26 protein-coding genes are annotated in these 26,114 nt (G+C 60.3%); 13 read left to right on the top strand and 13 right to left on the bottom strand.

The genetic code is table 11. The annotated features are described in order from the left end of the window. Positions 1-210: 210 nt before the first annotated feature. On the bottom strand, positions 211-507 hold the full coding sequence (locus tag ACCC96_RS19155) for a hypothetical protein (RefSeq protein WP_413696631.1): 297 nt from the start codon (positions 505-507) through the stop codon (positions 211-213). A 453-nt stretch (positions 508-960) separates the two neighbouring features. On the opposite strand from ACCC96_RS19155, the gene ACCC96_RS19150 reads away from it, so the two are divergent. Both ACCC96_RS19150 and ACCC96_RS19145 read left to right on the top strand, forming a co-directional pair. Continuing rightward, complete coding sequence (locus ACCC96_RS19150) at positions 961-2,079, top strand: NAD(P)/FAD-dependent oxidoreductase (RefSeq protein ID WP_413696630.1); 1,119 nt, start codon at positions 961-963, stop codon at positions 2,077-2,079. A gap of 90 nt (positions 2,080-2,169) precedes the next feature. Further along, positions 2,170-2,676, top strand: coding sequence for a DinB family protein (locus ACCC96_RS19145; protein WP_413696629.1), 507 nt, complete (start codon positions 2,170-2,172; stop codon positions 2,674-2,676). A 202-nt stretch (positions 2,677-2,878) separates the two neighbouring features. Here the strand turns inward: ACCC96_RS19145 and ACCC96_RS19140 are convergent, their stop codons facing one another. Beyond that, entirely contained in the window at positions 2,879-4,273 is a 1,395-nt protein-coding gene (locus ACCC96_RS19140) for a sensor histidine kinase (protein ID WP_413696628.1), read from the bottom strand. Continuing rightward, the gene (locus ACCC96_RS19135) at positions 4,251-4,934 is read right to left on the bottom strand and encodes a response regulator transcription factor (RefSeq protein ID WP_413696627.1); all 684 of its coding nucleotides are present in this window, start codon (positions 4,932-4,934) and stop codon (positions 4,251-4,253) included. Before ACCC96_RS19135 ends, ACCC96_RS19140 begins: the two co-directional genes overlap by 23 nt. A 160-nt stretch (positions 4,935-5,094) precedes the next feature. Between ACCC96_RS19135 and ACCC96_RS19130 the strand changes: the two genes are divergently transcribed. The 4 genes from ACCC96_RS19130 (at position 5,095) to hcnC (ending at position 8,677) form a co-directional block, all read left to right on the top strand. Beyond that, a complete protein-coding gene (locus tag ACCC96_RS19130; protein WP_258674179.1) occupies positions 5,095-5,418 on the top strand; it encodes a hypothetical protein in 324 nt (107 codons plus the stop codon). Positions 5,419-5,704: 286 nt separating this feature from the next. After that, positions 5,705-6,019: a (2Fe-2S)-binding protein gene (locus tag ACCC96_RS19125; RefSeq protein WP_019578726.1), complete on the top strand. Its 315-nt coding sequence runs from the start codon at positions 5,705-5,707 to the stop codon at positions 6,017-6,019. Further along, positions 6,016-7,425: a cyanide-forming glycine dehydrogenase subunit HcnB gene (hcnB, locus tag ACCC96_RS19120; protein WP_413696626.1), complete on the top strand. Its 1,410-nt coding sequence runs from the start codon at positions 6,016-6,018 to the stop codon at positions 7,423-7,425. Before ACCC96_RS19125 ends, hcnB begins: the two co-directional genes overlap by 4 nt. Beyond that, positions 7,418-8,677, top strand: a complete 1,260-nt coding sequence (hcnC, locus tag ACCC96_RS19115) for a cyanide-forming glycine dehydrogenase subunit HcnC (RefSeq protein WP_413696625.1) — start codon at positions 7,418-7,420, stop codon at positions 8,675-8,677. The genes hcnB and hcnC overlap by 8 nt, the downstream gene beginning before the upstream one ends. A 51-nt stretch (positions 8,678-8,728) precedes the next feature. On the opposite strand, the gene ACCC96_RS19110 is transcribed toward hcnC, so the two are convergent. From ACCC96_RS19110 to ACCC96_RS19075, 8 genes are all read right to left on the bottom strand, one after another. Beyond that, a complete protein-coding gene (locus ACCC96_RS19110; protein ID WP_019578729.1) occupies positions 8,729-9,598 on the bottom strand; it encodes an isocitrate lyase/PEP mutase family protein in 870 nt (289 codons plus the stop codon). Between the two features lie 300 nt (positions 9,599-9,898). Continuing rightward, complete coding sequence (gene astA / locus ACCC96_RS19105) at positions 9,899-10,933, bottom strand: arginine N-succinyltransferase (protein ID WP_413696624.1); 1,035 nt, start codon at positions 10,931-10,933, stop codon at positions 9,899-9,901. 61 nt (positions 10,934-10,994) lie between these two features. Further along, positions 10,995-12,011 (bottom strand): arginine N-succinyltransferase, encoded by a 1,017-nt coding sequence (locus ACCC96_RS19100; RefSeq protein ID WP_413696623.1) that lies wholly within the window; start codon positions 12,009-12,011, stop codon positions 10,995-10,997. 119 nt (positions 12,012-12,130) lie between these two features. Next, positions 12,131-13,480 carry an APC family permease gene (locus ACCC96_RS19095; protein ID WP_019651642.1) on the bottom strand — a complete coding sequence of 450 codons (1,350 nt, stop codon included), beginning with the start codon at positions 13,478-13,480 and terminating at the stop codon, positions 12,131-12,133. A gap of 55 nt (positions 13,481-13,535) precedes the next feature. Further along, on the bottom strand, positions 13,536-14,288 hold the full coding sequence (locus tag ACCC96_RS19090) for an N-formylglutamate amidohydrolase (RefSeq protein WP_413696622.1): 753 nt from the start codon (positions 14,286-14,288) through the stop codon (positions 13,536-13,538). Then, entirely contained in the window at positions 14,272-15,603 is a 1,332-nt protein-coding gene (locus ACCC96_RS19085) for a glutamine synthetase (protein ID WP_413696621.1), read from the bottom strand. The genes ACCC96_RS19090 and ACCC96_RS19085 overlap by 17 nt, the downstream gene beginning before the upstream one ends. After that, the gene (locus ACCC96_RS19080; RefSeq protein ID WP_413696620.1) at positions 15,600-16,244 is read right to left on the bottom strand and encodes an isochorismatase family cysteine hydrolase; all 645 of its coding nucleotides are present in this window, start codon (positions 16,242-16,244) and stop codon (positions 15,600-15,602) included. Before ACCC96_RS19080 ends, ACCC96_RS19085 begins: the two co-directional genes overlap by 4 nt. Positions 16,245-16,246: 2 nt before the next feature. Continuing rightward, entirely contained in the window at positions 16,247-17,101 is an 855-nt protein-coding gene (locus ACCC96_RS19075; protein WP_018928989.1) for a MurR/RpiR family transcriptional regulator, read from the bottom strand. A 365-nt stretch (positions 17,102-17,466) separates the two neighbouring features. Here ACCC96_RS19075 and ACCC96_RS19070 point away from each other — a divergent pair, with 365 nt between their 5' ends. Together ACCC96_RS19070 and cobF are read left to right on the top strand one after the other, a co-directional pair. Continuing rightward, positions 17,467-18,039: a histidine phosphatase family protein gene (locus tag ACCC96_RS19070; protein WP_413696619.1), complete on the top strand. Its 573-nt coding sequence runs from the start codon at positions 17,467-17,469 to the stop codon at positions 18,037-18,039. Further along, positions 18,039-18,794 carry a precorrin-6A synthase (deacetylating) gene (gene cobF / locus ACCC96_RS19065; protein ID WP_413696618.1) on the top strand — a complete coding sequence of 252 codons (756 nt, stop codon included), beginning with the start codon at positions 18,039-18,041 and terminating at the stop codon, positions 18,792-18,794. Before ACCC96_RS19070 ends, cobF begins: the two co-directional genes overlap by 1 nt. An 18-nt stretch (positions 18,795-18,812) precedes the next feature. Here the strand turns inward: cobF and ACCC96_RS19060 are convergent, their stop codons facing one another. Beyond that, a complete protein-coding gene (locus tag ACCC96_RS19060) occupies positions 18,813-20,036 on the bottom strand; it encodes a DUF3422 domain-containing protein (RefSeq protein ID WP_413696617.1) in 1,224 nt (407 codons plus the stop codon). 260 nt (positions 20,037-20,296) lie between these two features. On the opposite strand from ACCC96_RS19060, the gene ACCC96_RS19055 reads away from it, so the two are divergent. From ACCC96_RS19055 to ACCC96_RS19045, 3 genes are all read left to right on the top strand, one after another. After that, a complete protein-coding gene (locus ACCC96_RS19055) occupies positions 20,297-21,184 on the top strand; it encodes a universal stress protein (RefSeq protein WP_413696616.1) in 888 nt (295 codons plus the stop codon). A gap of 64 nt (positions 21,185-21,248) precedes the next feature. Then, on the top strand, positions 21,249-21,929 hold the full coding sequence (locus ACCC96_RS19050) for a phosphoribosyltransferase (RefSeq protein WP_413696615.1): 681 nt from the start codon (positions 21,249-21,251) through the stop codon (positions 21,927-21,929). Between the two features lie 75 nt (positions 21,930-22,004). Further along, the gene (locus tag ACCC96_RS19045) at positions 22,005-22,334 is read left to right on the top strand and encodes a hypothetical protein (protein ID WP_018928995.1); all 330 of its coding nucleotides are present in this window, start codon (positions 22,005-22,007) and stop codon (positions 22,332-22,334) included. A 23-nt stretch (positions 22,335-22,357) separates the two neighbouring features. On the opposite strand, the gene ACCC96_RS19040 is transcribed toward ACCC96_RS19045, so the two are convergent. Continuing rightward, positions 22,358-23,260 (bottom strand): LysR substrate-binding domain-containing protein, encoded by a 903-nt coding sequence (locus tag ACCC96_RS19040; protein WP_413696614.1) that lies wholly within the window; start codon positions 23,258-23,260, stop codon positions 22,358-22,360. Between the two features lie 107 nt (positions 23,261-23,367). Between ACCC96_RS19040 and ACCC96_RS19035 the strand changes: the two genes are divergently transcribed. Continuing rightward, positions 23,368-24,780: an MFS transporter gene (locus tag ACCC96_RS19035; RefSeq protein WP_413696613.1), complete on the top strand. Its 1,413-nt coding sequence runs from the start codon at positions 23,368-23,370 to the stop codon at positions 24,778-24,780. Beyond that, positions 24,777-26,051 carry a glucarate dehydratase family protein gene (locus ACCC96_RS19030; protein WP_413696612.1) on the top strand — a complete coding sequence of 425 codons (1,275 nt, stop codon included), beginning with the start codon at positions 24,777-24,779 and terminating at the stop codon, positions 26,049-26,051. Before ACCC96_RS19035 ends, ACCC96_RS19030 begins: the two co-directional genes overlap by 4 nt. The last annotated feature ends 63 nt before the right edge of the window (positions 26,052-26,114 follow it).

The following is a 26,114-nucleotide window of genomic DNA, read 5'->3' as shown; positions in this document are numbered from 1 at the left end:
AAAAAAAAACCACCTCTATGTGTCCTTGGGCCGCCTCTTGTTTTTTTTTTTTTTTTTTTTAAAAAAAAAAACAAAAAATTCTGTGGGGCCCCCCCCAGCTCCTACAGGTCCGCAACTAATTTCAATAATTTGGTTTTTTACGGGCAATAAGAAGTTGTCGGATTCCCGTTTAAGGAAACCGTTCTGGAAGGACTTTAAAGTGCCTTCAGATCAACTGAAAATGCATGCCCCGATAGACAGGCCGAGCATCAGGCTCGCCTGCTGGAAGAGGCGCGCGATGCGCCGACTTTGTGGGTCCTGACTGTCGTCGAAGCTCCAGCGTTGCTGAAGCCGGCCGGTCGTCGGGCAGACACGCCAGTTGGCACGAGGGCGCACCTTGGCGTGGGTAGAAGGGGCGGAGAACGGGGCGCAGAGCCGAGTCGTCGGCAGACGCTCACGGCAGGGCTTGACCCGCATCGTCGATGCAAAGGCGCGCACGCCCGGCATTACAGTGGTTTTGAAGTTCATAACATGCCTCTGGGCCGGAATGATTCCGGTGAGGCAAGTTACGGTGGAGCCTCAAGCTCTAGCGCAGCTCACCCGACCGAAAAGTCGAGGCCCGTCATTGTCTGGGTTATGTGCCAGATCCTGCGTGTGAGCAGTCATCCGACAGCGACTAGATACTGTGTCCATTGAATTCTTTTGTGAGTTGAAAAAAAGCCGTTGTTATCGGCCGGCGCAATTTACTCAGGCAGGTTGGCAAAGTCAATCGCCGATAGCCGGTTAAGGTTGTGTTGAAGGGGGGAAGTTGGAAAGTGTTCAGGTCAATGACAGTTAATTGTCATTTTGAATGATCGTTAAATGGGAAATTAAACATATAGTGTGAACGCCACGTAGCAGACCGTATGAGGTCATGCTGGCGATATCCTCCAGCCTGATCGATTATCGCATCCAGGGTTGGCTTGAATGAGTGGAGGGCAGGTGAGCGTCGATATCGAATGCGTGGTAGTCGGGGCTGGCGTGGTCGGGCTGGCGGTGGCCAGAGCCTTGGCCCGGACCGGACGAGAAGTGATCTTGGTCGAGGCGGGCGAGGGGATTGGCGTGGGCATCAGCTCGCGCAATTCGGAAGTGATCCACGCCGGGATCTATTACCCGAGCGGCAGTCTCAAGGCGCAATTGTGCGTGGAGGGCAAGCAACGCCTGTATACCTTCTGCGATGAGCGCGGTGTCGATTACCGGCGCCTCGGCAAGCTGATCGTGGCCACCGATGACCGTCAGCGCCATGCCTTGCAGGCGTTGCTGGAGCAAGGCCGGCGCAACGGTGTCGATGACCTGCAATTACTGGATGCCGGTCAGGCACGGGCGCTTGAGCCGGCGTTGTTTTGTATTGCAGCGCTTTGGTCACCGTCCACCGGGATTGTCGATTCCCACGCCTTGATGCTGGCGCTTCAGGCCGATGCCGAAGCCTGGGGCACCTCGATGGCCTTTCATACGCCGTTTACATCGGCCCGTTGTACCGAGCAGGGTTTCGAGCTGCACATGGGTGGGGCTCAGCCGATGACCTTGAGTTGTCGTGAACTGATCAACTGCGCCGGACTGTCTGCGCCAGAGGTGGCGAGCCGGATCGAAGGTTTGCCGGCGCGGCACGTGCCCAAGGCCTGGTTGTGCAAGGGCAGCTACTTCAGTTTCAGTGGCCAGGCGCCGTTCCGGCATCTGGTTTATCCAGCACCGGAAAGCGCCGGGCTGGGCGTGCACATGACCTTGGACCTGGGCGGTCAGGCCCGTTTCGGGCCGGATGTCGAATGGGTCGAGCAGATCGATTATCGCGTCGACCCCCATCGTGGCGAAGGCTTCTATCAGGCGATCCGGCGCTACTGGCCGGCGTTGCCCGATGGCAGTCTGCAACCAGCCTACAGTGGTATTCGCCCGAAAATCAGCGGGCCGACCGAGCCGGCCGCCGACTTCATCATCAGCGGCCCGGACGTCCACGGCGTACCGGGCTTGGTCAACTTGTTCGGCATAGAATCGCCGGGGTTGACCAGTTGCCTGACATTGGCCGAACGGGTGGTGCAGCGTTTAATTCGCGACGAGATTCTTTAGGTTGCGGCATGACCGATAATCAGCGTTTACGATACTGCCCGCCGTGAGGGCTATTCTTGGCAATGCGCCCATCGCTATGGGAGATCTCTGATGATCAACGTACGCACTGCCCGCATGCTCGCCGATTACAAGCGCTGGGCCGATCAGCGACTCTTCGACAGCCTCATGGCGCTGCCACCTGAGGAACTCAATCGCAAACGGGTATCGGTGTTCAATAACATGATCGGCGCCTTGAACCACACCTATGTGATGGATTGCATCTGGCAAGCTCATCTGGAGGGCCGGGGGCACGACTTCAAAACCTCCCATGGCCTGCTCCATACCGAGCTCGCCGAGTTGCGAATGGCGCAACAGGAGATTGATCAATGGTTCTGTGGCTGGAGCTCGGCCCAGACCGAGGAGTCGCTGGATAAACCCATCGAATTCACCTCCATGTCGGGGGAAAGCGGGGTCATGAGTGCTGGCGCCATGCTATTGCATGTGGTCAACCACGCCAGCTATCACCGGGGCTGGGTGATCCAGATGTACTTCGACATTCCGGCCATACCGCCGATCACCGACCTGTCAGAGTTTGTGCGCGAGGTTCCGGGGTATTGAATCGAGCCCAGGCCCGATAACAGCATAAATCCGCTGTGGGAAGTGGCCCTGTGGCGAGGGGGCTTGCCCCCGTTTGAGTGCGCAGCACTCACAAGATCTTTGGGATATCAGAGATTCTGGGGCCGCTTTGCAGCCCAACGGGAGCTAGCTCCCTCGCCACAGGGCTGCTCCCACATTGATCTTCTTTGTTATGGAGATTGGGTCAAGCCTGGGGAATCAGGCTCTGCTGGCAGTCGATCATCAACTGCGCGCCACCCAGTTCGCTGTCGCCCACTTCCAGCGTAAATCCGTGCAGGCTGATGATCGCCGCGACGATCGACAACCCCAGCCCGAATCCGCTTTGCGGGTTGCCGCCTTCGGCGCGATAGAAACGCTGAAACACCGCCTCGCGCTCGGCCGGCGCAATCCCGGGGCCGGAGTCGAGCACTTCAATGCGTGTGTGCCCCGCGTCATTCACCCCACGCAAAATCACCTGGCCACCCGGCGGGGTGAATTTGATCGAGTTGCTCAGCAAATTCGCCACGGCTTCAAACAGCAGAGCACGGTCGCCGTTGAGCCCGGGCAAGGATTCGGGCATTTGCAGTTCAAAGGTCAGTTCGCCTTCTTCCGCCAGCGGCAGATAAAAGTCATGCAACTCTCGCAGCAACGGCACCGGGTCCAGTTGCACGAAACCCGAACGGCGCTGGCGATCTTCCAGCTCGGAAATCCGCAGCAAACCACGAAAACGCGCCATCAAGGTATCCGCCTCGCCGAGCACCGAATCCAGTTGCACCGCCAGCGTCGATCCTTCATCGGCCTGCTGCTGAATCCGGTACAGCTGCGCCCGCAGGCGTGTGAGCGGCGTGCGCAGGTCATGGGCGATGTTGTCGCACACGCCCTTGACCTCGTGCATCAAGCGCTCGATGCGTTCGAGCATGGCGTTGACGATGGCGGCGAGCATGTCCAGTTCGTCACGGCGATCGGACAGCGGCAGGCGCCGGGTCAGGTCGCCGGCGACGATGGCTTCGGCGCTGGCCTGGATCGCCCGGATCCGCCGCAGCGGGCGCCGTCTCAATAAATGCCAGCCGGCGATGCCCGGCAGAATCGTCAGCGATACGCCCCACAACAGCGCGTGCAGGATGATCCGGGTCACGGCAAACAACGAACCGTTGTCCCGCACCAGCACCAGCCAGCGGCCGTCCAGGGTTCGGGTCGCGACGGCGTCGCAGCTGTCGGCGGGCAGGGTCGGGTCGTCGGATTCGACGCAGTCACCGAGCATATGAATCTTACCGTCCAGCGGCAGGCCTTCGGGGATCTGGCGCAAGGCACCGCTGAGATAACGCTGCTGGCCATCGAACAGGCCATAGGCATCGATGCCGCGAATGTCGAAGGTCATGCTGGCGGCGAGGGCATCCACCAGTTGCTCGCCCTGGAAGCGTGAAAACAGATGCTGACGTTGCATCAGCGAGTGTTTGGCGAGGGTATCGAGGTAGCTGGACACCTCGTAATACATGACCCCCATGAGAATCGCGCTCCAGGCCACGAACAGCGAACTGTAAAGGGCCAGCAAGCGGCTGCTGGAGGAACGCCAGCCTTTAGATGGGTTCAGCAATGACATAACCCGAGCCTCGCACGGTCCGAATCAGTGGGACTTTGCCTGGCGGGTCGATTTTCTTGCGCAGACGGCCGATGTGCACGTCGATCAGGTTGGTGCCGGGGTCGAAGTGATAACCCCAGACTTCTTCGAAAATCATCATCCGCGACAGAATCTGCCCGGTGTTGCGCATCAGAAATTCCAGCAACTTGTACTCGGTGGGCAACAGCGTCAGCAACTGGCTGTCGCGGCTGGCCTCGTGGCTGATCAGGTTCAGCTCAAGATCGGCCACGCGCAACGTGGTGGCTTGGGCGGTCACGGTGTTCTGCCGGCGCAGCAAGACTTCGACCCGGGCGGCCATTTCATCGGTGGCGAACGGTTTGGTCAGGTAATCGTCGCCGCCGGCGCGCAAGCCACGCACGCGTTCATCGACGTCGGAGAGGGCGCTGATCATCAGGATCGGCGTGGCCACGCCCATGGTGCGCAAGGTGGTGACAATCGCCAGGCCATCGAGCTCCGGCAGCATGCGATCGAGGGTGATCAGGTCGTAGTCGCCACTGACGGCGCGCTCCAGGCCTTCGCGGCCATTGTCGACCCAATCCACCTCAAGGCCGTGGCTGCTCAGTTCGGCGACGATTTCCCGGGCGGTCACGGCGTCGTCTTCGATGGTCAAGATGCGGGTCATAGGGCTTGCCTGATAATCGGTTCAATACGAAGTTGAGGCATTTTGCCAAGAATTACATGCGGCTGATTAAATTAACTTTCATGTGGTCTCGTGAGGCTGGTCGCAACATTGATATCATCCAGCCATGACTCTAAAGGGAAGCTGCACTGTGCGCACTTTAATGGTTCGTGGCTGGATGCCAATATTTGTGCTGTTGTTGTGCCTGTTCGGTGCATCCGCCTGGGCTGCCAATACGCCGTGTTCGGGGAAGAAGGGCGGTATCGATCGTTGCGACGGTGATCTGTTCCTGTGCAATGACGGTTCCATCAGCGGTTCGAAGAAAAGCTGTTCGGCGATGTTTGGCACTAAAAGCCAGGCGCGGCCGCAGACGCTGTTGCAGGAAACCGACGGCTGCGCCTGTGGCACCGGTACGTTTTGCACCGGGCCAAGAGGTGGGGTGTATTGCCTCACGCCCAGCGGCAACAAGAGTTACAAGCGCAAGTAATTCGTTTGCAGCCAAAAAACGCTTAGCGCAATGCTTAGCGACGATGTGGGATAGGACGCAGGTGCTTTCACTGGCCTGGATCAATATTTCCTTCAGCGATATCTCCTAGCATCAAAGATCCAGCCCCATCCCGCGGTATCAACTACAGTGCTTTGACGCGCAGCTGATGCGCTGTCGAAGTACCAGTGCAGACCTTCTCGTTGTTATTAGTCAGGTGGCCCGCAAGGTGTAGTGCAGCATGGAGCTGAAGAATCTCACCTGAACCTTTCACGGATGAACAATCGCAATGCAACGCATAAACCGAACCTTCGATATCCAGCCGCTGGTGCGGGCGGATATGACTGTGCGCATCAATGGCCAGACCGTCAGCGCCGCCATCGGCGAAACCGTCCTGACGGTCATTCAATCACTGGGCATTCGCCAGGTGGCCCGAAACGATCACGATCAAATCAGCGGTGCCTATTGCGGCATGGGCGTGTGCCAATGCTGCCTGGTGAAAATCGATGGCCGGCACAAACGGCGCGCCTGCCAGACAATCGTGCGTGAGGGCATGAGCATCGAAACCCGGGTCAACCGTATCGCCGGGCAGGAGGTTTTATGAGCCTGCAACCGGTGATCGTCGGCGGCGGGCCGGCGGGCATGGCCGCGGCCATCGAACTGGCGCGCCATGGTGTGCGTTGTACCTTGCTCGAAGAGGCTTCGCGTCTTGGCGGGGTGGTCTATCGCGGCCCCTTGCGCGATAACGTGCAACTGGATTACCTGGGGCCACGCTATTCGGAAGTGCTGGCCAAACTGCATGGAGAATTCCACGAGCAGTCGGGCCTGATCGACGTGCGCTTGAACCACCGCGTGGTCGGCGCCGAAGGTACCCGGGCGTTGGTGGTGCTGGACGTCAATGAGCATTTGCAGGAGGTCCAATACCCGCAGCTGCTGTTGGCTGCCGGTTGCCATGAGCGCAGCGTACCGTTCCCCGGCTGGACCTTGCCTGGGGTGATTCTGCTGGGTGGTTTGCAACTGCAAATCAAGAGCGGCGTCGTTCAACCCCAAGGGCCGGTGGTGATTACTGGTACCGGTCCGCTGTTGCCGCTGGTGGCCTGCCAGCTACACGCTTCGGGGGTGAGCGTCGCTGGGGTCTACGAGGCGTGTGCGTTCGGCAAGATCGCCCGGGAAAGCCTCGCACTATTGAATAAACCGCAGTTGTTCCTCGACGGTTTGAGCATGCTCGCGTACCTGAAACTGCACGGCATTCCCATGCACTATGGCTGGGGCGTGGTCGAGGCTCAAGGCGAGGAAGAGTTGAAATCAGTGACCGTTGCGCCGTACTCCAGCACCTGGGAGCCAGACCTGAGCCGCGCCGAACGGATTGCCGCGCAGACCCTGGCGGTCGGCTATGGCTTCATTCCACGCACCCAACTCAGCCAGCAAATGGGCCTGGACCACGGCTACAGCGATGACGGCTACCTGCGGGCCAGCGCCAATGTCTGGCAGCAAAGCAGCGAACCCCATGTGCATCTGGCCGGTGACATGGGCGGAATTCGCGGTGGCGAGGCGGCCATGCTCGCTGGACGAATCGCTGCAGTGTCGATCCTGCTGCAACGTGACGTGCTGGACGCAGAGCTGGCGCGGGTCAGGCGTGACCGCTACCTGTCGAAACTCAAGTCGATCGTGCGCTTTCGCGCCGCCGTCGACCGTTACACCGCACGCGGTGCCGGGCAGACCGCATTGCCGGTCGCCGACACGGTGATTTGCCGCTGTGAGCACGCGACCCGCGCCGATATCGATCGGGCGCTGGAGCAGGGTGTGCAAGACCTGGCCAGCCTGAAAATGCGCACCCGCGTGAGCATGGGCGACTGTCAGGGGCGGATGTGCGTCGGTTATTGCACCGACCGTTTGCGCGAAGCCACCGGGCGGCAAGATGTGGGCTGGTTGCGACCGCGCTTTCCCGTCGACCCGATTCCTTTTTCAGCATTCCAGTCTGTAGGCACGGAGGCTGCAAGCCATGAGTAAGTTCTACGACGTGATCATCGCCGGCGGCGGTGTGATCGGGGCGTCCTGCGCCTATCAGTTATCCAAGCGCAAACACCTGAAAATCGCGCTGATCGATGCCAAGCGTCCCGGTAATGCGACCCGCGCTTCCGCCGGTGGCTTGTGGGCGATCGGTGAGTCGGTGGGCCTGGGCTGCGGGGTGATTTTCTTCCGCATGATGTCGGCCAATCGCAAGCGCGAAGCCCAGGGCGCGGCGGTGGCGGTGGACTCCAGCACGCCGCATATCCTGCCGCAGTCGTTCTTCGATTTCGCCTTGCAGTCCAACGCGATGTACCCGGATTTGCACCGGGAGTTGCAGGACAATCACGGGATGGATTTCAAGTTCGAGAAGACCGGCTTGAAATTCGTGATCTACGACGATGAAGACCGGCTCTACGCCGAGCACATCGTGGCGTGCATTCCGCACCTGGCGGATCAGGTGCGCTGGCTCGATCAAGCGGCACTGCGCGAAGTCGAGCCAAGTGTCAGCCATGAGGCGAGGGGGGCGCTGGAGTTTCTCTGCGACCATCAGGTCAGCCCTTTCCGCCTGGCCGATGCCTACACCGAAGGCGCGCGGCAAAACGGTGTGGACCTGTATTTCAACACCAACGTCACCGGGGTGCTGCACCACGGCTCGCAGGTCACTGGCGTGCAGACCTCCGAGGCCGGCGTGTTCCGTTGCGATACGCTGATCAACGCTGCTGGTGCCTGGGCCGCCGATCTCAGCGAGCAGGCCACCGGCATTCGCATTCCGGTGAAACCGGTGAAGGGCCAGATCCTGCTGACCGAGCGTATGCCGAAGATCCTGCGCGGTTGCCTGACCACCAGCGACTGTTACGTGGCGCAGAAAGACAATGGCGAAATCCTGATCGGCAGCACCACCGAAGACAAAGGATTTGACGTGACTACCACCTACCCGGAAATCCGCGGTCTGGTGCAAGGCGCGGTGCGCTGCATTCCGGCGCTCGCCGACATCAGCCTGAAACGTTGCTGGGCCGGGTTACGTCCTGGTTCGCCGGACGAACTGCCGATTCTCGGGCCGATGAAAGGCGTGCAGGGTTACCTCAATGCCTGCGGACATTTCCGCACCGGCATCCTGACCTCGGCGATTACCGGCGTGTTGCTGGACAAACTGGTGAATAACGAGCCGTTGCCGCTGGATATCACACCGTTTCTGGCGGATCGGTTTGAGGTGGCGCCGGGGGGCGTATCGAAAGAAGCGCACATGGCTTGACCTCAACCTCGCCACAGACGCACGAGCGCTGTGGTGAGGGCGCTTGTGCCGTCATTCTTTAACGCGCATGAACTCTTCCGCCCAACGAATGTAATCCTCAGGCTGCGTATAGGTATGCGTCAGTTCGGTGGCGTTCAGGTCGGAGGCCTGGGTGAAAATCTGGCGTTGTTCGCGCAGGCTGTCATAAGTGGCCTTGATCGCTGCGAAGTAGGCGCCATGGCCGTCGATGGTGACGCGCACGCCCAATTCGGCCAGGCGTTTGTCGTCGCGCAGCAACGGGTTGCCGTAGGTGACCAGCATCAGCGGTACGCTCAGGTGTTCGGCGATCTGTTCCAGATGATCGAAGTCCTGCACGCCCACCATGCAAATCCCGTCGGCCCCGGCCTGTTGGTAATGCTGGGTGCGGCTGATGATTTCCTGGACCGGCAGGATCCCGGCGTTGGTGCGGGCGATGATCGCCATTTCCGAGTCGACCCGGGCTTCCAGCGCCGCGCGGATCTTGCCGACACCTTCGGCGACCGTGATCAGGTCGGTGGACTTGCGGCCGAATTGTGCCGGTAGCAGGGTGTCTTCGATGGTCAGGGCGGCCACGCCGGCGCGTTCGAGTTCGACGATGGTGCGCATGACATTGAGCGCGTTGCCGTAGCCGTGGTCGGCGTCGGCAATGACCGGCAACTGCGCCACTCGGCCGATGCGGGTGGCCTGTTCGGCGAACTCACTGAGGGTGATCAACGCAAAATCGGGAGCGCCCAATACCTGCAACGACGCAACCGAACCACCCAGGATGCCCACCTCAAAACCCAGGTCGGCGGCGATGCGTGCCGACATCGGATCGAAGACCGAGGCCGTGTGGTAGCAGGTGTTGGATGCGAGCAGTTGGCGGAAATTACGGCGCAAATCTTGATGGGAAAGCCTGGACATACGAGTTCCACCATATAAAGGAATGGAAGGGCTTGAGCAAAAGTGTCAACGCCGAAGGAACAAAAGGCTATCACGCGGGCGGGTAAAGGATGATGACGAATTTTTTTGGCAAGGGCACATCATCTGGATTGACACCAATGCTGGTCTTCACGCGATCCTTTGTAGCAGCTGCCGAAGGCTGCGTTCGAGTGCGAAGCGCTCGCCATCAGATCAGAAGTCATGCGCAAATCAGCGATCAGTCTGAAAGACCGAATGGGCAGGTGTTACGACTGCTACGCAGGCTTCGCCAGCGGCTACAGCTCACGCCGCTACCGCTTGCTGCTGTTGCTTGCGCAGCGGCACGGCGCGTACCGAGCTGCCGGGCTGCAATTGCAGGCGTTTGGCGGTGAGGCGGTCGACCATCAGGCTATTGCCCACCAGCCGTGCCCGGGCGGTGGTGATGCGGCAGCTTTCCAGGCGACGGTTGTGGATCAGCCATACCGGGGCCTGGTCGTCGGGCGTGCCGATGGCCAGCATCAATGATTGGCTGTCGCGCACCGCGCGGATTCTCGACACCGGAGCTTCGATCACCGGGCCTGCGTCGAAGATGTCGATGTAACCCTTATGGGCAAACCCCTCGGCGGTGAGGATCTTCAGCGCCGGTTCGGTGTTGGGGTGAGGCTTGCCGATCACCGCCTGGGCCTGTTCGGTGAGCAGGCAGGTGTAGAGCGGCTGGCGCGGCATCAGTTCGGCGATGAACGCTTTGCTGCCCAGCCCCGACAAGTGGTCGGCATGGCTGAAATCCATCTTGAAGAAGTGCCGGCCCAGGCTGTCCCAGAACGGTGAGCAGCCATGTTCGTCGGCACTGCCGCGCAGTTCGGCGATGAGCTTGTCGCCGAACAGTTGGGGGAATTCGGCAACGAACAGCAGACGCCCCAGCGACAGCAATCGACCGTTACTGCCATAGCGTTGATCGTGTCGCAGAAACAGTGAGCAGATTTCCGATTGCCCGGTCATTTCGTTGTTGAGGAACAACGTGGGGATCTGGCGCTGAATGCCCAGGTCCGGCGATGAACTGACCGTGAGCCCGACCCGGTAGTTGTACCAGGGCTCCCGCAGACCGACGGCCCCGACCAAGGCACTGACGCCGACCACTTGCTGATCATCGTCTTCGAGCACAAACAGGTAGTCGGCATCCGCGCGCTCGACCTGTCCGGCGAAAGTCCGCTGGGCCCAGCGCACCCGGTGGGTCAGGCGCTCTTCGTTGGCCGGCAGGGTAGTGAACCCGGGGCCGGCCCGTTGTACCAAATCCAGTAAAGCGGGCAGGTCGGTCATTTGAACCGGGCGCAAAATCATGATGCAGCTCCTTCTTCGCGCCTGCTCGGGCGCTGTCGTTGGGCTCGGGGCCGGTTGCCGCTCACAGGGCGATCAGCCGGATCGCACTGGCGTCGGTCACGTTCAAGGCCGCGCACATCTCGGCGCTCAAGGCGATAGGTTGCCCGGCGCAGTAGTCCAGTTCGGCGACGATGGCGCGGTAGCCCTTCAACGAATCGTTGCTCACCAGGTAACTGCCACGGGCGTCGATGGGCGAGCCCGTTTGCACCGTACCGGCCTGGCTCTGGGCGATGGAACGAATGCTTGAGGTGCGGGCGTACAGCGTCGGACCGCCGTCGAACAGGTCGATGTAGCTGTTGGTCTCGAAGCCTTCGCGCTCCAGAATGTCGAAGGCCTCCTGGCCATCGGGGTGGATCCGGCCGATGCAGTCTTGTGCAGCCTGCGACAGCATCGGCACGTAGATCGGGTATTGCGGCATCAATTCGGCGAGGAATGTCCGGCTCTGCAGGCCGCAAAGCCGCTCGGCCTCGACATAAGGCAAATCGAAGAAATGCTTGCCCAGCGCATCCCAGAACGGCGATTGCCCCTGTTCGTCGCTGTAACCGACGATCTCGGTGATCACCGCTTCGGCAAAACGTGCCGGGTGGGCGGCGATGAACAGCAGCCGCGCCCGGGACAGCAACTCGGAAAATGGCGTGTGCTCCAGCGCCGAGTCGATATGGAAACCGCGCAACAAGGAATGACCGCTGAGGTCTTGGCACAACGACAACGCCGGCACCCCATGCTCGATGTTCAGCTCCCGTGAGGCGCTGGTGAAATGGCGGTTGCGCAAACTGTAGAACGGCTCGCCGAACCCGGCGGTGGCGAGCACTTCCGAGCAGCCGACCAGACGGCGAGTCGTCAGGTTTTCCAGCACGAAGAAATAGTTCTCCGGACCTTGGCCCTGGACGTCTTTTTCGAACGAAGCACAGGAATCGAGAATTTTCTCCCTCAGGCGTTCGGTGTCGTCCGGCAAGGACGTGACCCCCACCAGACTGTCGCGCGCCAGCTGCTGCAACTGGGGCAGGTCGGTTAACTCGACTGGACGTAAGACCAGCATGGACATACTCCTGTATCAAAAGGTTCGGCGGCTTGCACCGAACCTGACTATCACTGTCGGTTTCCACGCGTTAAATCGGCGGACGCCTGAAATCGTGTCAGACGCTGCTCTTTTTCTTGTCAGCCATTGCTTGGGTCGGGCAGTGCCGTGCTGGTACCCAGTTTGTTGAGGAAGAACAGATAGACCAGGCCCAGGGCAATCCAGATCAGGCCGAGTTTCTGTGCATCGACGCCCATGTTGTACATGATGGCCGCGACGATGATGAAGCCGATGACCGGGCAGATCAGGTGACGGATCACCTGGCCGGACTTCTGCCGACGCCAGTAGTAGTTGATCACGGTCAGGTGCAGCAGCATGAAGCCGCTCAGGGCGCCGAAGTTCACCAGGGAGGTGAGGGTGTCCACCGAGTTGATGAACAGGTAGCAGATCACCAGCGACAGCACCGCCACCAGATAAATGCTCAAGTACGGCGTGTTGTGTTTCGGATGCACCTTGGCCAGCACTTTCGGCAGTTTGCCGTCCCGGGCCATGCCGAACAGCAGTCGCGAAACCGCCGCTTGGGAGGTAATGGCGACGGCCACACCCCAGGCCAGCGCGGTGGCCACGGCGGTCAGGGTGGCCAGCCAGCTGCCGGCGGCGATTTCGGCGATTTCATAGAACGCGGTGTCGGCGGACTTGAAGCCCAGGCCGGCGGCCAGGTCGGTGGCGATCCAGGTCTGCACGACGAAGATCACGCCCATCACCAGCAGCGTGATCAGCGCAGCCTTGCCGACGCTGCGGCCCGGATCGCCCTTGATCTCTTCGGCGAGGGTGGAAATGGCATCGAAACCGAGGAACGACAGCACCGCAATCGACACCGCTTGCATCAGCAGGGCGAAGTTGAACGTTGCGGGGTTGTACAACGGCGCCAGGGTCAGCTGACCGTTACCGCCGCCACTGTGCAAGGCATTCCAGGCGTAGAACAGGAAGATCCCCAGCACCACCAGTTGCGCCAGCAGGAAGATGATGTTCATGCGTGCGGTGAAGGTGATGCCCCGCAGGTTGACGAAGGTGGCGCTGACCAGAAAGGCCAGGATGAAGCCGACTTTCGGGATGTCGGGGTACAAATGATTCAGCGCCATCGCTGCGTACACGTAGAGCAACGGCGGAATCAGCAGGTAATCGAGCAGCATCAGCCAGCCGGCGATAAACCCGACATGTTGGTTGAGGCCGCGTTGTGCGTAGGAATACACGGAGCCCGCCACCGGATAGGCCCGGGCCATGCTGCCGTAACTGAGGGCGGTGAACAGCATCGCCACCATGCCGATGATGTAGGCCAGCGGCACCATGCCGGGTGCTTCGGCGTTGACGTAACCATACACGCCGAACGGTGCGATGGGGATCATGAAGATCATCCCGTACACCACCAGGTCGGTCAGTGACAGGCTGCGTTTCAACTCTTGCTTGTAGCCGAATTCTTCAATGTCCATGAAGCCGTTCTCCTTGATATGAAAGCAGCTGCACGCTGCAAGTTTGAAGCTGTTGCTATAGCAGCGGCGCCAGATAGTCGGTCCAGCGACTGACGTCCTCGGGGGTGCGCAGCAGGTCGTTGCGCACCTCGATCAGCACCGAGTCCAGCCCGCGGGCGTCGCCGTGAACCGGTACGGTCATGTCACCCAGCGGATCGACTTTGTACGGCTGATTACCGGCGATTTTCAATGGGTGCCGGCTCAGCCCGTCGATTACTCGCTGGGCGTACTCCCAGGCCTTCCCGTACAACACACCGACTTCCAGCGGTCGTGGCTGGCCGTAATATATCGGCGTGAAACTGTGAATCCCCACCACTCGAACCGGTTTATTTTGCTCCACGCGGGCGTCAATCAAGGTTTGCAGGCGTGCATGAAACGGCTTGAACAGGCAGTGTCGGCGGTATTCACGGGTGGCCTCATCCAGATCGCGATTGCCCGGCACCTGATAAATCTCGCTCTGCAACGGAATGCTGTCTGGCGCGTGGCGCGGGCGGTTGAGGTCGATCAACAGCCGCGAATAGTTGGCCGCCAACAGGGTTGCGCCCAGCGCTTCGGCCAAACCCTCGGCCAGCGCCAGGGCGCCGATATCCCAGGCGATGTGTTCGCGGGCGGCCTCGTCGCTCAGGCCCAGGTCGTTTAACCGGTCCGGGATAAAACGACTGGCGTGTTCACACACCAGAATCAGCGGGTGCTCGGAAGCTTCCCTGCTCAGGGTATAAGCAGGCCGGGTGTAGAGGCCCAGTTCGGCGGATTCAGTACAGGCGCGCATAGTGCTCACAGAGGTCGGCGGGCGAGAGCTGTTCCGTCAGCGTCAGTTCCTCGGTTTTCAGGGCGAAGTAGGTGTCCAGTAACGCGCTCGGCAGGGCTTCGATCAGCGCCTCGCTGTTGCGCAGGCAATCCAGTGCCCGGGACAGCGACGCGGGCAGGGCGACGATGCCGCGGGCCTGGCGTTGCTCTTCGTTGAGGGAGTCAGGGATTTCATCAGTGATCGCGTTCAACGCCAGGCGCTGCTCGATACCCAGGCGCCCGGCGATCAGCAATGCAGCCATGGCCAGGTGCGGTGAGGCGGTGGCGTCCATGGCGCGAAATTCCAGGTTGTACTGCATCGCCACGGATTTGCCGCCCAGGCTGACGGTCGGGCAAATCCGCAGCGCCGCCTCGCGGTTGCGTTGGCCGAGGCAGGCGTAGGAAGCGCTCCAGTGATGGGGCTGCAAGCGTTCATAGGAAATCGGCGTTGGCGCGGTGAACGCACAGAGCGCTGGCAAGTAATGCAGAACGCCGGCAGCCCAATGCTGGCCGAGGGGCGACAGGCCGTTGGCGGTGTCGGCGTCATACATCACCGGTTGGCCGGCCATGTCTTGCAGGCTCACGTGCAAATGCACGCCGTTGCACACGGCATGCTCGGCCGTCTTGGGGGCAAAACTCAGGTTGAGGCCCATTTGCCGGGCGATCTCACGGGTGATCTCGCGCACGTTCACCGCGCGGTCGGCGGCAGCGACACCAAGGGCCGGGCGGCAGGTGATTTCGTACTGGTGCTTGCCGTATTCCGGCAGGAACATTTCCGGCTCGACGCCGCCGGCCCGCAGTGCACTGAGCAGCCAGCCGCCGAACCCGGCGCCCTGGCGCTGGGCTTCCAGAGAGAACGCCAGGTGCTCCGCCGCGCCGCTGTCGAGGTTGAATTCATGTTCGAACGCGGCGTTGATCTGTAAACCCAACTCGTCGCGATAGCGCTCCACTTCGTTGCGCAACAGCGTACGAGGGCAGGCGCCCCACGGACGGCCATCGGTTTCGCGAATGTCGCCGTGAATGAAGTCGAGCGCCGGGGCGTCGGCATCCGGGCCGTTGTTGACGGTCACGCGGCTGCTCAAGTCGGGAATCAGCCGTAAATCCCCATAAGCGCCCCAAGGGTTGCTGGAGGCGATGATGTCTTGCGGGGTCAGGGCGCTATTGGCCGGTACCCAGCCGCAACCGGCCGCTTGATAGGCATCGAGTTCGTCGGTGGGGAAAGAACGGCCGCGTGTCACGCCGATGAGGTCGGTGGTGACAATGGTGGTCATGGGCAGTGGCGACAGGCGTTCGCTCATGGCTGCATCTCCTGCAACCGGCCAAGCACGGTCTGGGTGTCGGTGATCCAGCAGTAGCCCTTGATGGCGTTCAGGCAGGCGTGATGCCGTTGTTCGGTGTAGGTGGCGCAGGCATCTTCGACCAGCGTTACCAGGTAGCCACGGTCGGCGGCGTCGCGCACGGCCATGTCGACGCATTGGTCGGTGACGATGCCGGCGATGATCAGGTGGCGGGTTTCAAGGTTGCGCAGCACGTAGTCGATGCTGGTGGAGTTGAACACCCCGGAAGAGGTCTTGGGCAGCACGATTTCGTTTTCGGTCGGCGTCAGCTCTTCGATGATTTGCGCTTGCGGGCTGCCCTTGGGCAGGTGCATGTCCGAGAGTTTGTGATCCAGAGAACGATCGCGGCCATCGGCGGTGAGGCTTTCAATGAGTGTGTGCAACACGTTTTGCCGGGCGCTGCGAAAGGCATTGAGCAGCCTGCGTTGATTGGGCACCACCTGCGTGCGGGCGCGGGTCAGGAAGTAGTCGGCATCCGGCTCGTTGAGGTGTGGGTCGAACTGCGGTTCGAGCCAGGCACGTTGCATGTCCACCAGCAACAGCGCGGTGTGGTCGGCGGCAAACGGCAAGTCCCGGGGCGAATGGTGGGGGAGCATGAACATCCTTATTTATCCTCCAGCAGGTGAGTGTCGAAGTCGGCTCGCAGGGCATCGATGCCTTCCAGGCGATCGGCCAGATCGGGGCTGCGCAGGGTCAGGCAGGCAATCAGTGCTTCAACCTGGGCCAGCGCCGGCACTATCGAGTCGAAGGCCGACGCCGATTCCACCGGTGCGCTGATGATCAGGTCGGCTATTTCCCGCAGCGGTGATGCATAGATGTCGGTGAACAGCACGACGCGCGCATGTCGGCTCTTCGCGGCATTGGCGACCCGCAGGGCCTGGGACTGATAGCGGCGATAGTCGAACACCAGCAATACGTCCTGACGCTGCACGTCAAACAACCGGTCCGGTAACTGGGCGTTGTCTTCCAGGGCGAAACAGCCGGGTCGCAACAGGCGCAGGTGATTGAGCAAATAGTTGGCGAGGAAACTGCTGAAGCGACCGCCAAAGCAGTGGACCTGGTGGCGGGTGTCGAGCAGCCACTCCACCAGAATCCGCACATCTTCGGGCTGGGTCAGCGCCTGGGTTTCTACCAGTGCCCGATGGCTGTCTGCCAGATAATGGCTCCAGGGGTCATCTTTTTTGAGTTGGGCGCGGGGCTGCAACAGGGTGCTGGGGGAGCGCAGGCGGTGATCCATGTCACTGAGCAAGGCTTCCTGAAAATCGGCGTAACCGCTGAAACCAAGTTTTTTTACCAGCCGCACGATGGTCGGATCGCTGACACCGGCATGTTCGGCCAAGCGTGACATCGGGCCCAGTCCGTTACGCGGGTACTGGTCCAGCAAGGCACGTATGACTTTGCGTTCCGACGGCGTGAAGTCCAGGCCGGGCTCGGTGATCAGGTCTCTGAGAGGGGGCATCCGGGCTCCTGCTGGATGGGTATGTCGGTTTCATTTCATAAATCGCTAAATTAGTATTTATGTAACGTGCGCTACATGTCTAGTTAATTTTTGTGCGGATTTTAAAAGCACTAAAATGGGGCGAAACCCCCGTGCGTGCGGGGCTGAGTGGATGTCGACAGGCTTTGTAGGACATCGCCCATAGAGGTGTGAGATATCAACCCTGCTCAGGAATAAAATGGCCGTTGTGAGCCCAAGCCGTAGCAGCTGCCGAGCCCGCGAGGCTGCTACTAAGGAAGGCGCCCAGAGTGCGCCTCTTGCGGCACAATGAGCCGATCGTTCGCGGCATCGTGCCATCTTTTATCCCATCGACAGAGAGAACCTCCGTGCAGGCAACCCGCTTGACCCTGATTTGTCACGCTCGAACCGTCGCACAGAAACTGGCGCGTTTTCCTGCGAATGAACCCGTGGAAATGGATTGGCAATCGGCGAAGGGCTCGCGCTGTCGTCAGTTCAAGCGAGCCCCCCGTTTACTCTGCGGCCCTGAACTGCGGACCCGCCAAACCGCTGAGCTGTTTGGCGACAACGTGGAGATTGTCACGGCATTGGGGGATTGCGATTTCGGACGCTGGAAGGGCACGTCGATCGACGACTTGCAAACATCCGAACCCGAGACGCTTCAGACCTGGCTCAGCGACCCGACGTCGGCGCCCCACGGGGGAGAATCGGTGGCGCAGCTCGGTGAGCGGGTAACCGCGTGGCTGAAGACCCTTGAGGCGACACCGGAGCATGTCGTTGCCATCACCCATCCGTTTGTCATTCGCGCCGCGCTGATGCAGGTGTTGCAGGGCGCGGCGTTCAACCAGATCGACGTCGAACCGTTGTCGGCCATCGAATTGCGGTTCAACGGTCGCTGGCGGCTACGCTTGACGGGCATGGACCCTGAAGGAGCGCTGTGATGAAAAAACTTTTGATCATCGGTGTCGGCGCCGGCAACCCCGACTACATCACGATGCAGGCGGTGAAAGCGCTGAATCGGGTCGACGTGTTTTTCCTCATGGACAAGGGCCAGAGTAAAGACAAACTGATCGACCTGCGTCGCGAGATCTGCGAGCGCTACATCACCGATCGCGACTACCGCTTCGTTGAAGCCAATAGCCCTGAGCGTGAGCGCGGCGATGTGGACTACAACGCCAGCGTCGAAGACCTGAACCGTGCCAAGCAGCAGACGTTCGAGCGGTTGATCGATGAGGAAATGACCGACGACCAGTGCGCCGGTTTTCTGGTGTGGGGCGATCCGGCGTTGTACGACAGCACCATTCGGATCTTGCAGGCGATTCTGGCGTCAGGTCGTTGTGTGTTCGAGTTCGAGGTGATCCCCGGCATCACCAGCGTGCAGGCGCTGGCGGCGCAACATAAGGTGCCGCTGAACAGCATCGGTCGCTCAGTTGAAATCACCACCGGCCGACGGCTGGCGGCCGGCCAGGTAAGCGATGCCGACAGCCTGGTGGTAATGCTGGATGCGCAAGATGCCTACCATAACGTGGCTGATCAGGAGACAGCCATTTACTGGGGGGCCTATCTGGGGACGCCGGATGAAATCCTGATCAGCGGCAAGCTCAAAGACGTGGCCGATGAAATTGAGCGGGTGCGCAAGGCGGCGCGGTTGGCCAACGGGTGGATCATGGATACCTACCTGTTGCGCAAGCCTTGAACGCCGCCAACCGATTGATCAGTGTTCTTTGGCCTTTCTGATCCTGATCAAAATAAACAGCAGGATGCACAGCGCGAGCGGGGTCATGGCCAGCATGGCGTCCCGCGCGGAAATGTCCGCGCCCAGGGTGTGCAGGCCCGAGTAGAACAGCTTGAACAGGCTCAGCAAATAATAGGTGATGGCGATAATCGACAAGCCTTCGACCGCACGCTGGATTTTGATTTGGGTATCGGCGCGAGCGTTCAGGCTGCTCAGGATTTCCGAGTTCTGTTCTTCCATTTCAACCTGCACCCGCGCCTGCAGCAGATCCCCGAGGTTGGCCACGCTTTTGGCCAGTTGCTCCAGGCGTTGTTCGGTGACGTCACAGTACCTGACGGTAGGTTTGAAGCGTCTTTCGATGAAGATACCCAGTCGCTGGCAATCGCCCACGTGAGTTTCCCTGAGTTCGCCCAAACGCTCGAAAACCAGCTGGGCATACGCTTGGGTGGCGCTGAAGCGGTGTCGGGTTTTCGCGGTGCTGCTGACCACTTGCGCCGACAGACTGGCGATATCAGTCAACAACGCTTTCGCATTACCGGTATCAGGGCCGGCGTTACGTTCCGAAAGGTTGACCAATGTCTTGTCGAAGACGTTGAGCTGAGCGCTCAAGGTTTTCGCGGTGGTAAGGGAAAGCGACGCCATCATGCGGTAGGTTTCGATTTCCAGCAGGCGGCGGATCATCCGGCCTTGGCGATAGGCATTCAGGCGCTTGTTGACGAACAGGAAACGGTTAGTGCCGTCCTCGCTCAGGCGAAAATCGCTCCAGACCGTCGCATCGCCACCGCCGATGCATGAGCCGCAAGGGTCTTTGAATCCATAAGCCGACAGATCGCCGGAAAACGACGCATCGTTGCGCACCACAATCTGCACGGCGTTGATCACGTGCTGCATGAAGGGTTCGACGCGGTCCATCAAGGTCTTGGGGGGCTGGCTCCAGTCTGGCTCCTGACTGGAAGAAGGCACCACCAGTGTCAGCGTCAGGAACTCCGCGTGTCGCTCCCACTTCAAGGCATGCCCCTCAAGCCTGGTGATGCCCTGGGCCGCATCCGGGTCGACGGGGCCGGGGCAGCAGCGACTCAGCAGGGTGTCGCATTGCCCGTCATTAGCCAGAAACGCCAGATGAAACACGTGGGCGGGCTCGTCGAAATACAGCGAAGGGCGCGCGTGCAACTCATTGTGCAGGTTCAGTCTTTGCGGGTGCATGCTGTCGAGGCCATGTTGGAGTTGTTTGTTCTTGGGACTGGGAGACCGATTCTTGAGTCACAAACAAACCCGGGCCATCGACCATCCGGTGGGCATTTCCACAACACCGTTGTGAACTATTCTTTCCCAAGTGGGCACCTTCAATGACGCCCACAGGGGATTGATATATATCAAGGCCCAAGAGACTTTAAGGGGGGAGTCTGGGCTGAAGCCGGTTTTTTTGACCTGGCGAAAACGCTATCGCTGTCTGGAGTCAGATCATGAGCCAGTATCAACGGTTATTACTGATCATCAACCCGCTCCTGCGCCAGTCTCCTGCGCTCAACCATGCCGCTGCCGTGGCCAAGGCCAGTGGGGCGAGTTTGCATATTGCTGCGCTGATCCCCTCGTTGGACATTCTGTCGTTACTTGAAGAGGGCGACCGGAAAGTGGCTCGGGCGAGCTACCTGCAGGAACACCGCGACTGGCTCAAGGAACAGGCGGAAAAAATGCAGGGCAGGGGGATCGAGGTGACAACCGAGGTCGCCTGGGCCGACAACATGCGCCAGGACATCCTTGATCACGTCACGGAAATGCAACCCGATCTGTTGATCAAGCAAGTCCAGCATGAACCCGTGCTCAAGCGCGCGTTCTTTACGCCGCTGGACTGGCGTTTGTTGCGCCATTGTCCGGTGCCGGTCTATCTGGTGGGTGCCCAAAGCCATGCCTTGCCGCAGAAGGTGGTGGCCGCGGTTGATGTTGGCGATACCGAGCCTTCGAACAGCGAACTCAATGACCGGATCATCCTGCAGGCGTCTGCCCTTGCGCTGCAATGCAATGCCGAGTTGCATCTGCTGTACGCGTGTGACATTCCGGCCGCTTTTCTGGCGGATCTGGGGGGTGGCCTGACGCTATCGGAGCTTACCCGGGAATTGCGCAAGGACCTGGAAACCTCATTCCTCAAGTTGGCCGCCCGGTTCGGCGTGCCCGCTGAATGTCGGCATTTCATCACGGGGCATCCGGTGTCGGCGCTGAGTGAGTTCGCCCACGAACACCAGATCGATGTGATCGTGATGGGCAGAACACAGTACGGCAGCCTGGAGAAACTGCTCGGCAGCACGACCGAACATATTCTGTATCAGGTGCCTTGCAGCATTCTGGCGGTGTAGTGCGAGCATCCTTGGCGAAGTCGATTTACCCGTTTTGGGGTTCCCGCCCCAGGGAGGTTTTCAGATGAATCACAGTCCTTCATTGCAAACCATCTTGCATGACCGGGTTGATGCCGGCCGAAGCCTGGTGGAACCGTTGCTTAAATACGCGAAAAGAGCCGATGTCATCGTCCTGGCCTTGCCCCGTGGCGGCGTGCCGGTCGCCTATGAAGTGGCCACGGCCCTGGAGGTTCGCCTGGACCTGATGCTGGTCCGCAAGCTGGGCGTGCCGTCCCACCAGGAATTCGCCATGGGCGCTATCGCCAGCGGTGGCATTCAAATCGTCAATGACGATGCGCTGCGGGCTAACGGCATCGACCAGCGTACGCTCGACGCTGTGGTGGCGAAGGAAACGCAGGAAATGTTGCGTCGCGAGCAGCTATTCCGGGCATCCCGCGAGCCTTTGGCACTCAAGGATCAAGTGGTGATTCTGATCGACGACGGCCTGGCGACAGGGGCCACGATGATGGCCGCGATACAGGCCGTGCGCCTGCAAGCACCATCGCGCATCGTCGTTGCCGTACCGGTGGCCCCCATGGAGACGGCAGAGGCGCTGCGTGATGAAGTGGACGAGCTGATTTGCCCGCTCACCCCCGATTGGCTGGTATCGATCGGCTATTGGTACACGGACTTCACTCAGACGTCGGATGAAGAGGTCATCGATCTTTTACATCGGGCCCGGCAGAGAGAATCAATGATGAAATGAGGCAAACTGCTGGCCCCCCGATCTTCGGTTCGTTGTCAAACTTGCTTTCTTTTCAGCAGGTTAGGCATTGGCGATATGCGGACTTTGGTATGGATGACTGCAACGTTTGTCCTGGTGGCTATTTCGTTTGGAGCCCAGGCAAAGGAACTGAGCAAGAACTCTCGCTATGTATGCAGCTGGGGCTCGGAAATAGCCGAGGGCGCGCAAGCCTCGAAACTTTCCGGGCTTACGCTTTACGGAGCACGCAAGAAGCTGCAATCGCGCAAGTTTCCCCGACCGTGGATGCGCATGACGGCCATGGGCATCACTGAGCAAACCTATAACAGCCCTTCGCGTCTCAAGCCTGCCGGCATCAAGCAAACGTATTACGAGCAATGCATCCGGCATGAGTTGGCGCAACGGTAATCGGCCGGTCGCAGGAGCAGTTCCTACGACCCCCATCCCTCCCGCACAGCCTTGCGAATCCCCTCCAGCAACATCGCAAACGCCGGGTTGTCATTGTTCTCGCGCCAGATCAAATGCAGCTCGCTTTGCACACCTTCCCCCAGATCGATATCGCGGAACACCACGTTCTTGAACACCACGCTGGTGGCGCAACGCGGCACCAAGGCCAGACCCATGCCGGCGTTGACCAGCGCCAGGATCGTCAGCGATGAGCCGAGCCACTGAACGTATTCCGGAGCAACGCGGGCCGAGCGGAGCATGCCGGTCAGCAGTTCGTTGAACGGCGGATAGGCGGCATGGGAGTACATGAGGAACGGTTGTGCATCCAGGTCTTTGACGGACACGGCTTGTGCGCTGGCCAGCCGATGGTTGCTGGGCACGGCCAGCACAAAGGGTTCGCGCACCAGGCATTCAGTGGCATAGCCCGGTTCCAGCAACGGCGCGCGGACAATGCCCAGGTCGATACGGCGCGCGCGAAGGGCTTCGTGCTGCTGGTAGGTGTTCATTTCCGACAGATCGATTTTGACCTGAGGCTGTTTGAGTCGTGCTTCCGCGATGACCTTGGGCAGGAATTCGTACACCGCGCTGCCGACAAAGCTGATGTTGACCGAGCCGATATCGCCTTCGGCGAAGCGCCGGGCGGTGATGGCCGCTTGCTGGGCGCGCTCCAGCAGGTTCTGGGCTTCGATGAAGAACGCGCGACCAGCGGCGGTCAGGGCGACGCTGCGGGTGCTGCGGGTGAACAACTCGACGCCCAGGTGATGCTCCAGCAGTTGAATCTGCCGACTGAGGGGCGGCTGGGTCATGTTCAACCGTTCGGCGGCCCGGCGGAAGTTGAGCTCGGTGGCCACGGTGGTGAAGCAGCGCAGTTGCGTCAGTTCGAACATTGATCTAATCCAGGTATCAATCGAATGCCAAGTTAGATTAGACGGGATCAATAGGCGCGTCCATGATCGGCTCTCCCCCTAAAAAAACAATGAACGGGAGTCGCCCCTTGAATAACCATCTGAGTCCGCCGGACCCCACCGTCCTTGCCCGAGCAGCGGCCAAGGTCAAGCGCCATGTGCTGCCGCTGTTCGTGGTGATGTTCATCGTCAACTACATCGACCGGGTCAACATCGGCTTCGTGCGCAGCCACCTGGAAACCGACCTGGGCATCGGCGCGGCGGCCTATGGCTTGGGTGCCGGGCTGTTCTTCATCGGTTACGCCATCTTCGAAGTGCCTTCCAATATGCTGCTGCAACGCTACGGCGCCCGTGCCTGGCTGACGCGCATCATGTTCACCTGGGGCGCGGCGGCGATGGCCATGGCCTTTGTGCGCGGCGAAACCAGTTTCTATGTACTGCGCTTCATTCTCGGCGCCGCCGAGGCGGGGTTTTTCCCCGGCATCATTTATTACTTCACTCAATGGCTGCCGTCGTCCGAACGGGGCAAAGCCATGGCGATCTTCCTCAGCGGCTCGGCCATTGCTTCGGTTATTTCCGGCCCGGTGTCCGGCGCGCTGTTGCACGTCAGCGGCCTGAGCCTGCATGGCTGGCAGTGGATGTTCCTGATTGAAGGCTTCGCTTCCATCGTGCTCTGTGGGTTCGTCTGGTTCTGGCTGCAATCCCATCCGCGTCAGGCGAACTGGCTGAACGCCGAAGAAAAGGACGCACTGGTCAGCGCCATTACCCTGGAACAACAGGCCCGCGAAGCCGTGCAGACGGTCAAACCGTCGATGTTCAAGTTGCTCGCCGACAAGCAAATCGCGCTGTTTTGCTTCATCTACTTCTCCATCGCCCTGACCATTTATGGCGCCACGTTCTGGCTGCCGAGCATGATCAAGAAGATGGGCAACCTGGGCGACTTCCAGGTCGGCCTGTTCAACTCGATTCCGTGGATCATTTCCATCCTGGCGATGTACGGCTTCGCCGCCATGGCCAGCAAATGGAAATACCAGCAAGCCTGGGTGGCCGTGACGCTGGTGATTGCCGCGTTCGGCATGTTCATGTCCACCACCGGCGGGCCGATCTTCGCCTTTGTCGCCATCTGTTTCGCGGCCATCGGTTTCAAGGCGGCTTCGGCGCTGTTCTGGCCGATTCCCCAAGGCTATCTGGATGCGCGTATCGCGGCGGCGGTAATCGCCCTGATCAACTCCATTGGCAACCTCGGTGGTTTCGTCGCACCGACCGCGTTCGGTTTCCTGGAGCAGACCACCGGTTCCATCGAAGGCGGTTTGTACGGCCTGGCGGCGACCTCGCTGGTGGCGGCCGTGGTGATCTTTTTTGCCCGCACGGCACCCCGTGGTGATACGCACCGTTCGCTCACCGGTAAAACGGTCGAAGCCGTGGCCGCGAAAAATGCAGCAGCAAAAAATTCTGTCAGTCATCAAGCCTTGAATGCCAAGCCAAAGGGAGCCGCCTCTTGAAAATCAAACGAGTCACCGTCACCCCCATCGCCTTCCGTGACCCGCCGTTGCTCAATGCCAGCGGTATTCACGAACCCTTCGCGCTGCGCTCGATCATCGAGATCGAGAGCGACAATGGCTACATCGGCCTGGGCGAAAGCTACGGCGACGCACCGGCACTGGCGATCCAGCAGCAACTGCAAGATCAGTTGATCGGCCTCGACCCGTTCAACCTCAACCAGTTGCGCGCCATCGTGCAGGCCACTGTCGCGGCGAACAAAACCCAGAGCATCGCCGGCGCGGAACTGGCCCCCGGTTCCCATGCCAGCAAAGCGGTGAGCAACGCCTATTCGGCGTTCGAAGTGGCGTTTCTCGATCTGCAGGCGCACGCCTTGAACGTGCCGTTGGTGGACCTGCTGGGTGGGGCGATTCGCGATGAAATTCCGTTCAGCGCCTATCTGTTCTTCAAGTACGCGCAACACATCGACTCACCGTACAAACCGGATAACTGGGGCGAAGCGCTGAACGAAGAACAGATCGTCGCCCAGGCCCGGCGCATGATCGAGGCCTACGGTTTCAAGAGCATCAAACTCAAGGCCGGTACATTGCCGCCGGAGCACGAAGTGTCGTGCATCAAGGCGCTGAAAAAGGCCTTTCCCGGTTACCCGCTGCGCATCGACCCGAACGGCAACTGGTCGCTGGAAACCTCGATCCGCATGGCGGAATTGCTGGGCGACGACCTGCAATATTACGAAGACCCGACGCCAGGTCTCGACGGCATGGCCGAGCTGCACAAACGCACCGGTCTGCCGCTGGCGACCAATATGGTGGTCACAGATTTTGATGAGTTCCGCCGCAGCGTGGCGCTGAACAGCGTGCAGATCGTGCTCGCCGACCATCATTACTGGGGCGGCCTGCGCGACACCCAGGCGCTGGCGAAAATGTGCGACACCTTCGGCCTTGGCGTGTCCATGCACTCCAATTCGCACCTGGGCATCAGCCTGATGGCCATGGCGCATGTCGCCGCTTCGGTGCCCAACCTCGATTATGCCTGCGACACGCATTACCCCTGGCAGGAACCGGACGAAGAAGTGATCAAGGGTGGCAAGCTGCCGATCGTCGATGGCTGCGTGAAAATCACCCGTGCGCCTGGTCTGGGCCTTGAGCTGGATCACGATCAATTGGCCAGGCTGCACGATCAATACCTGACTTGCGGCATTCGCCAGCGCGATGACGTGAAGCAGATGCAGCGTTATAAGCCGGAGTGGAAGACGGTCAAGCCGCGGTTCTGACTTCGTGTAATTGAATGGTCTCGCCCTCGCTGTCGTTGGCTTCTATAAGAATGCCACCGTGGC

It is taken from the genome of Pseudomonas sp. Pseusp11, from assembly GCF_047304405.1.
Taxonomy (GTDB): domain Bacteria; phylum Pseudomonadota; class Gammaproteobacteria; order Pseudomonadales; family Pseudomonadaceae; genus Aquipseudomonas.
The sequence above is the reverse complement of the archived record's forward strand: the minus strand, read 5'-3'. Positions and strand labels throughout refer to the sequence as shown.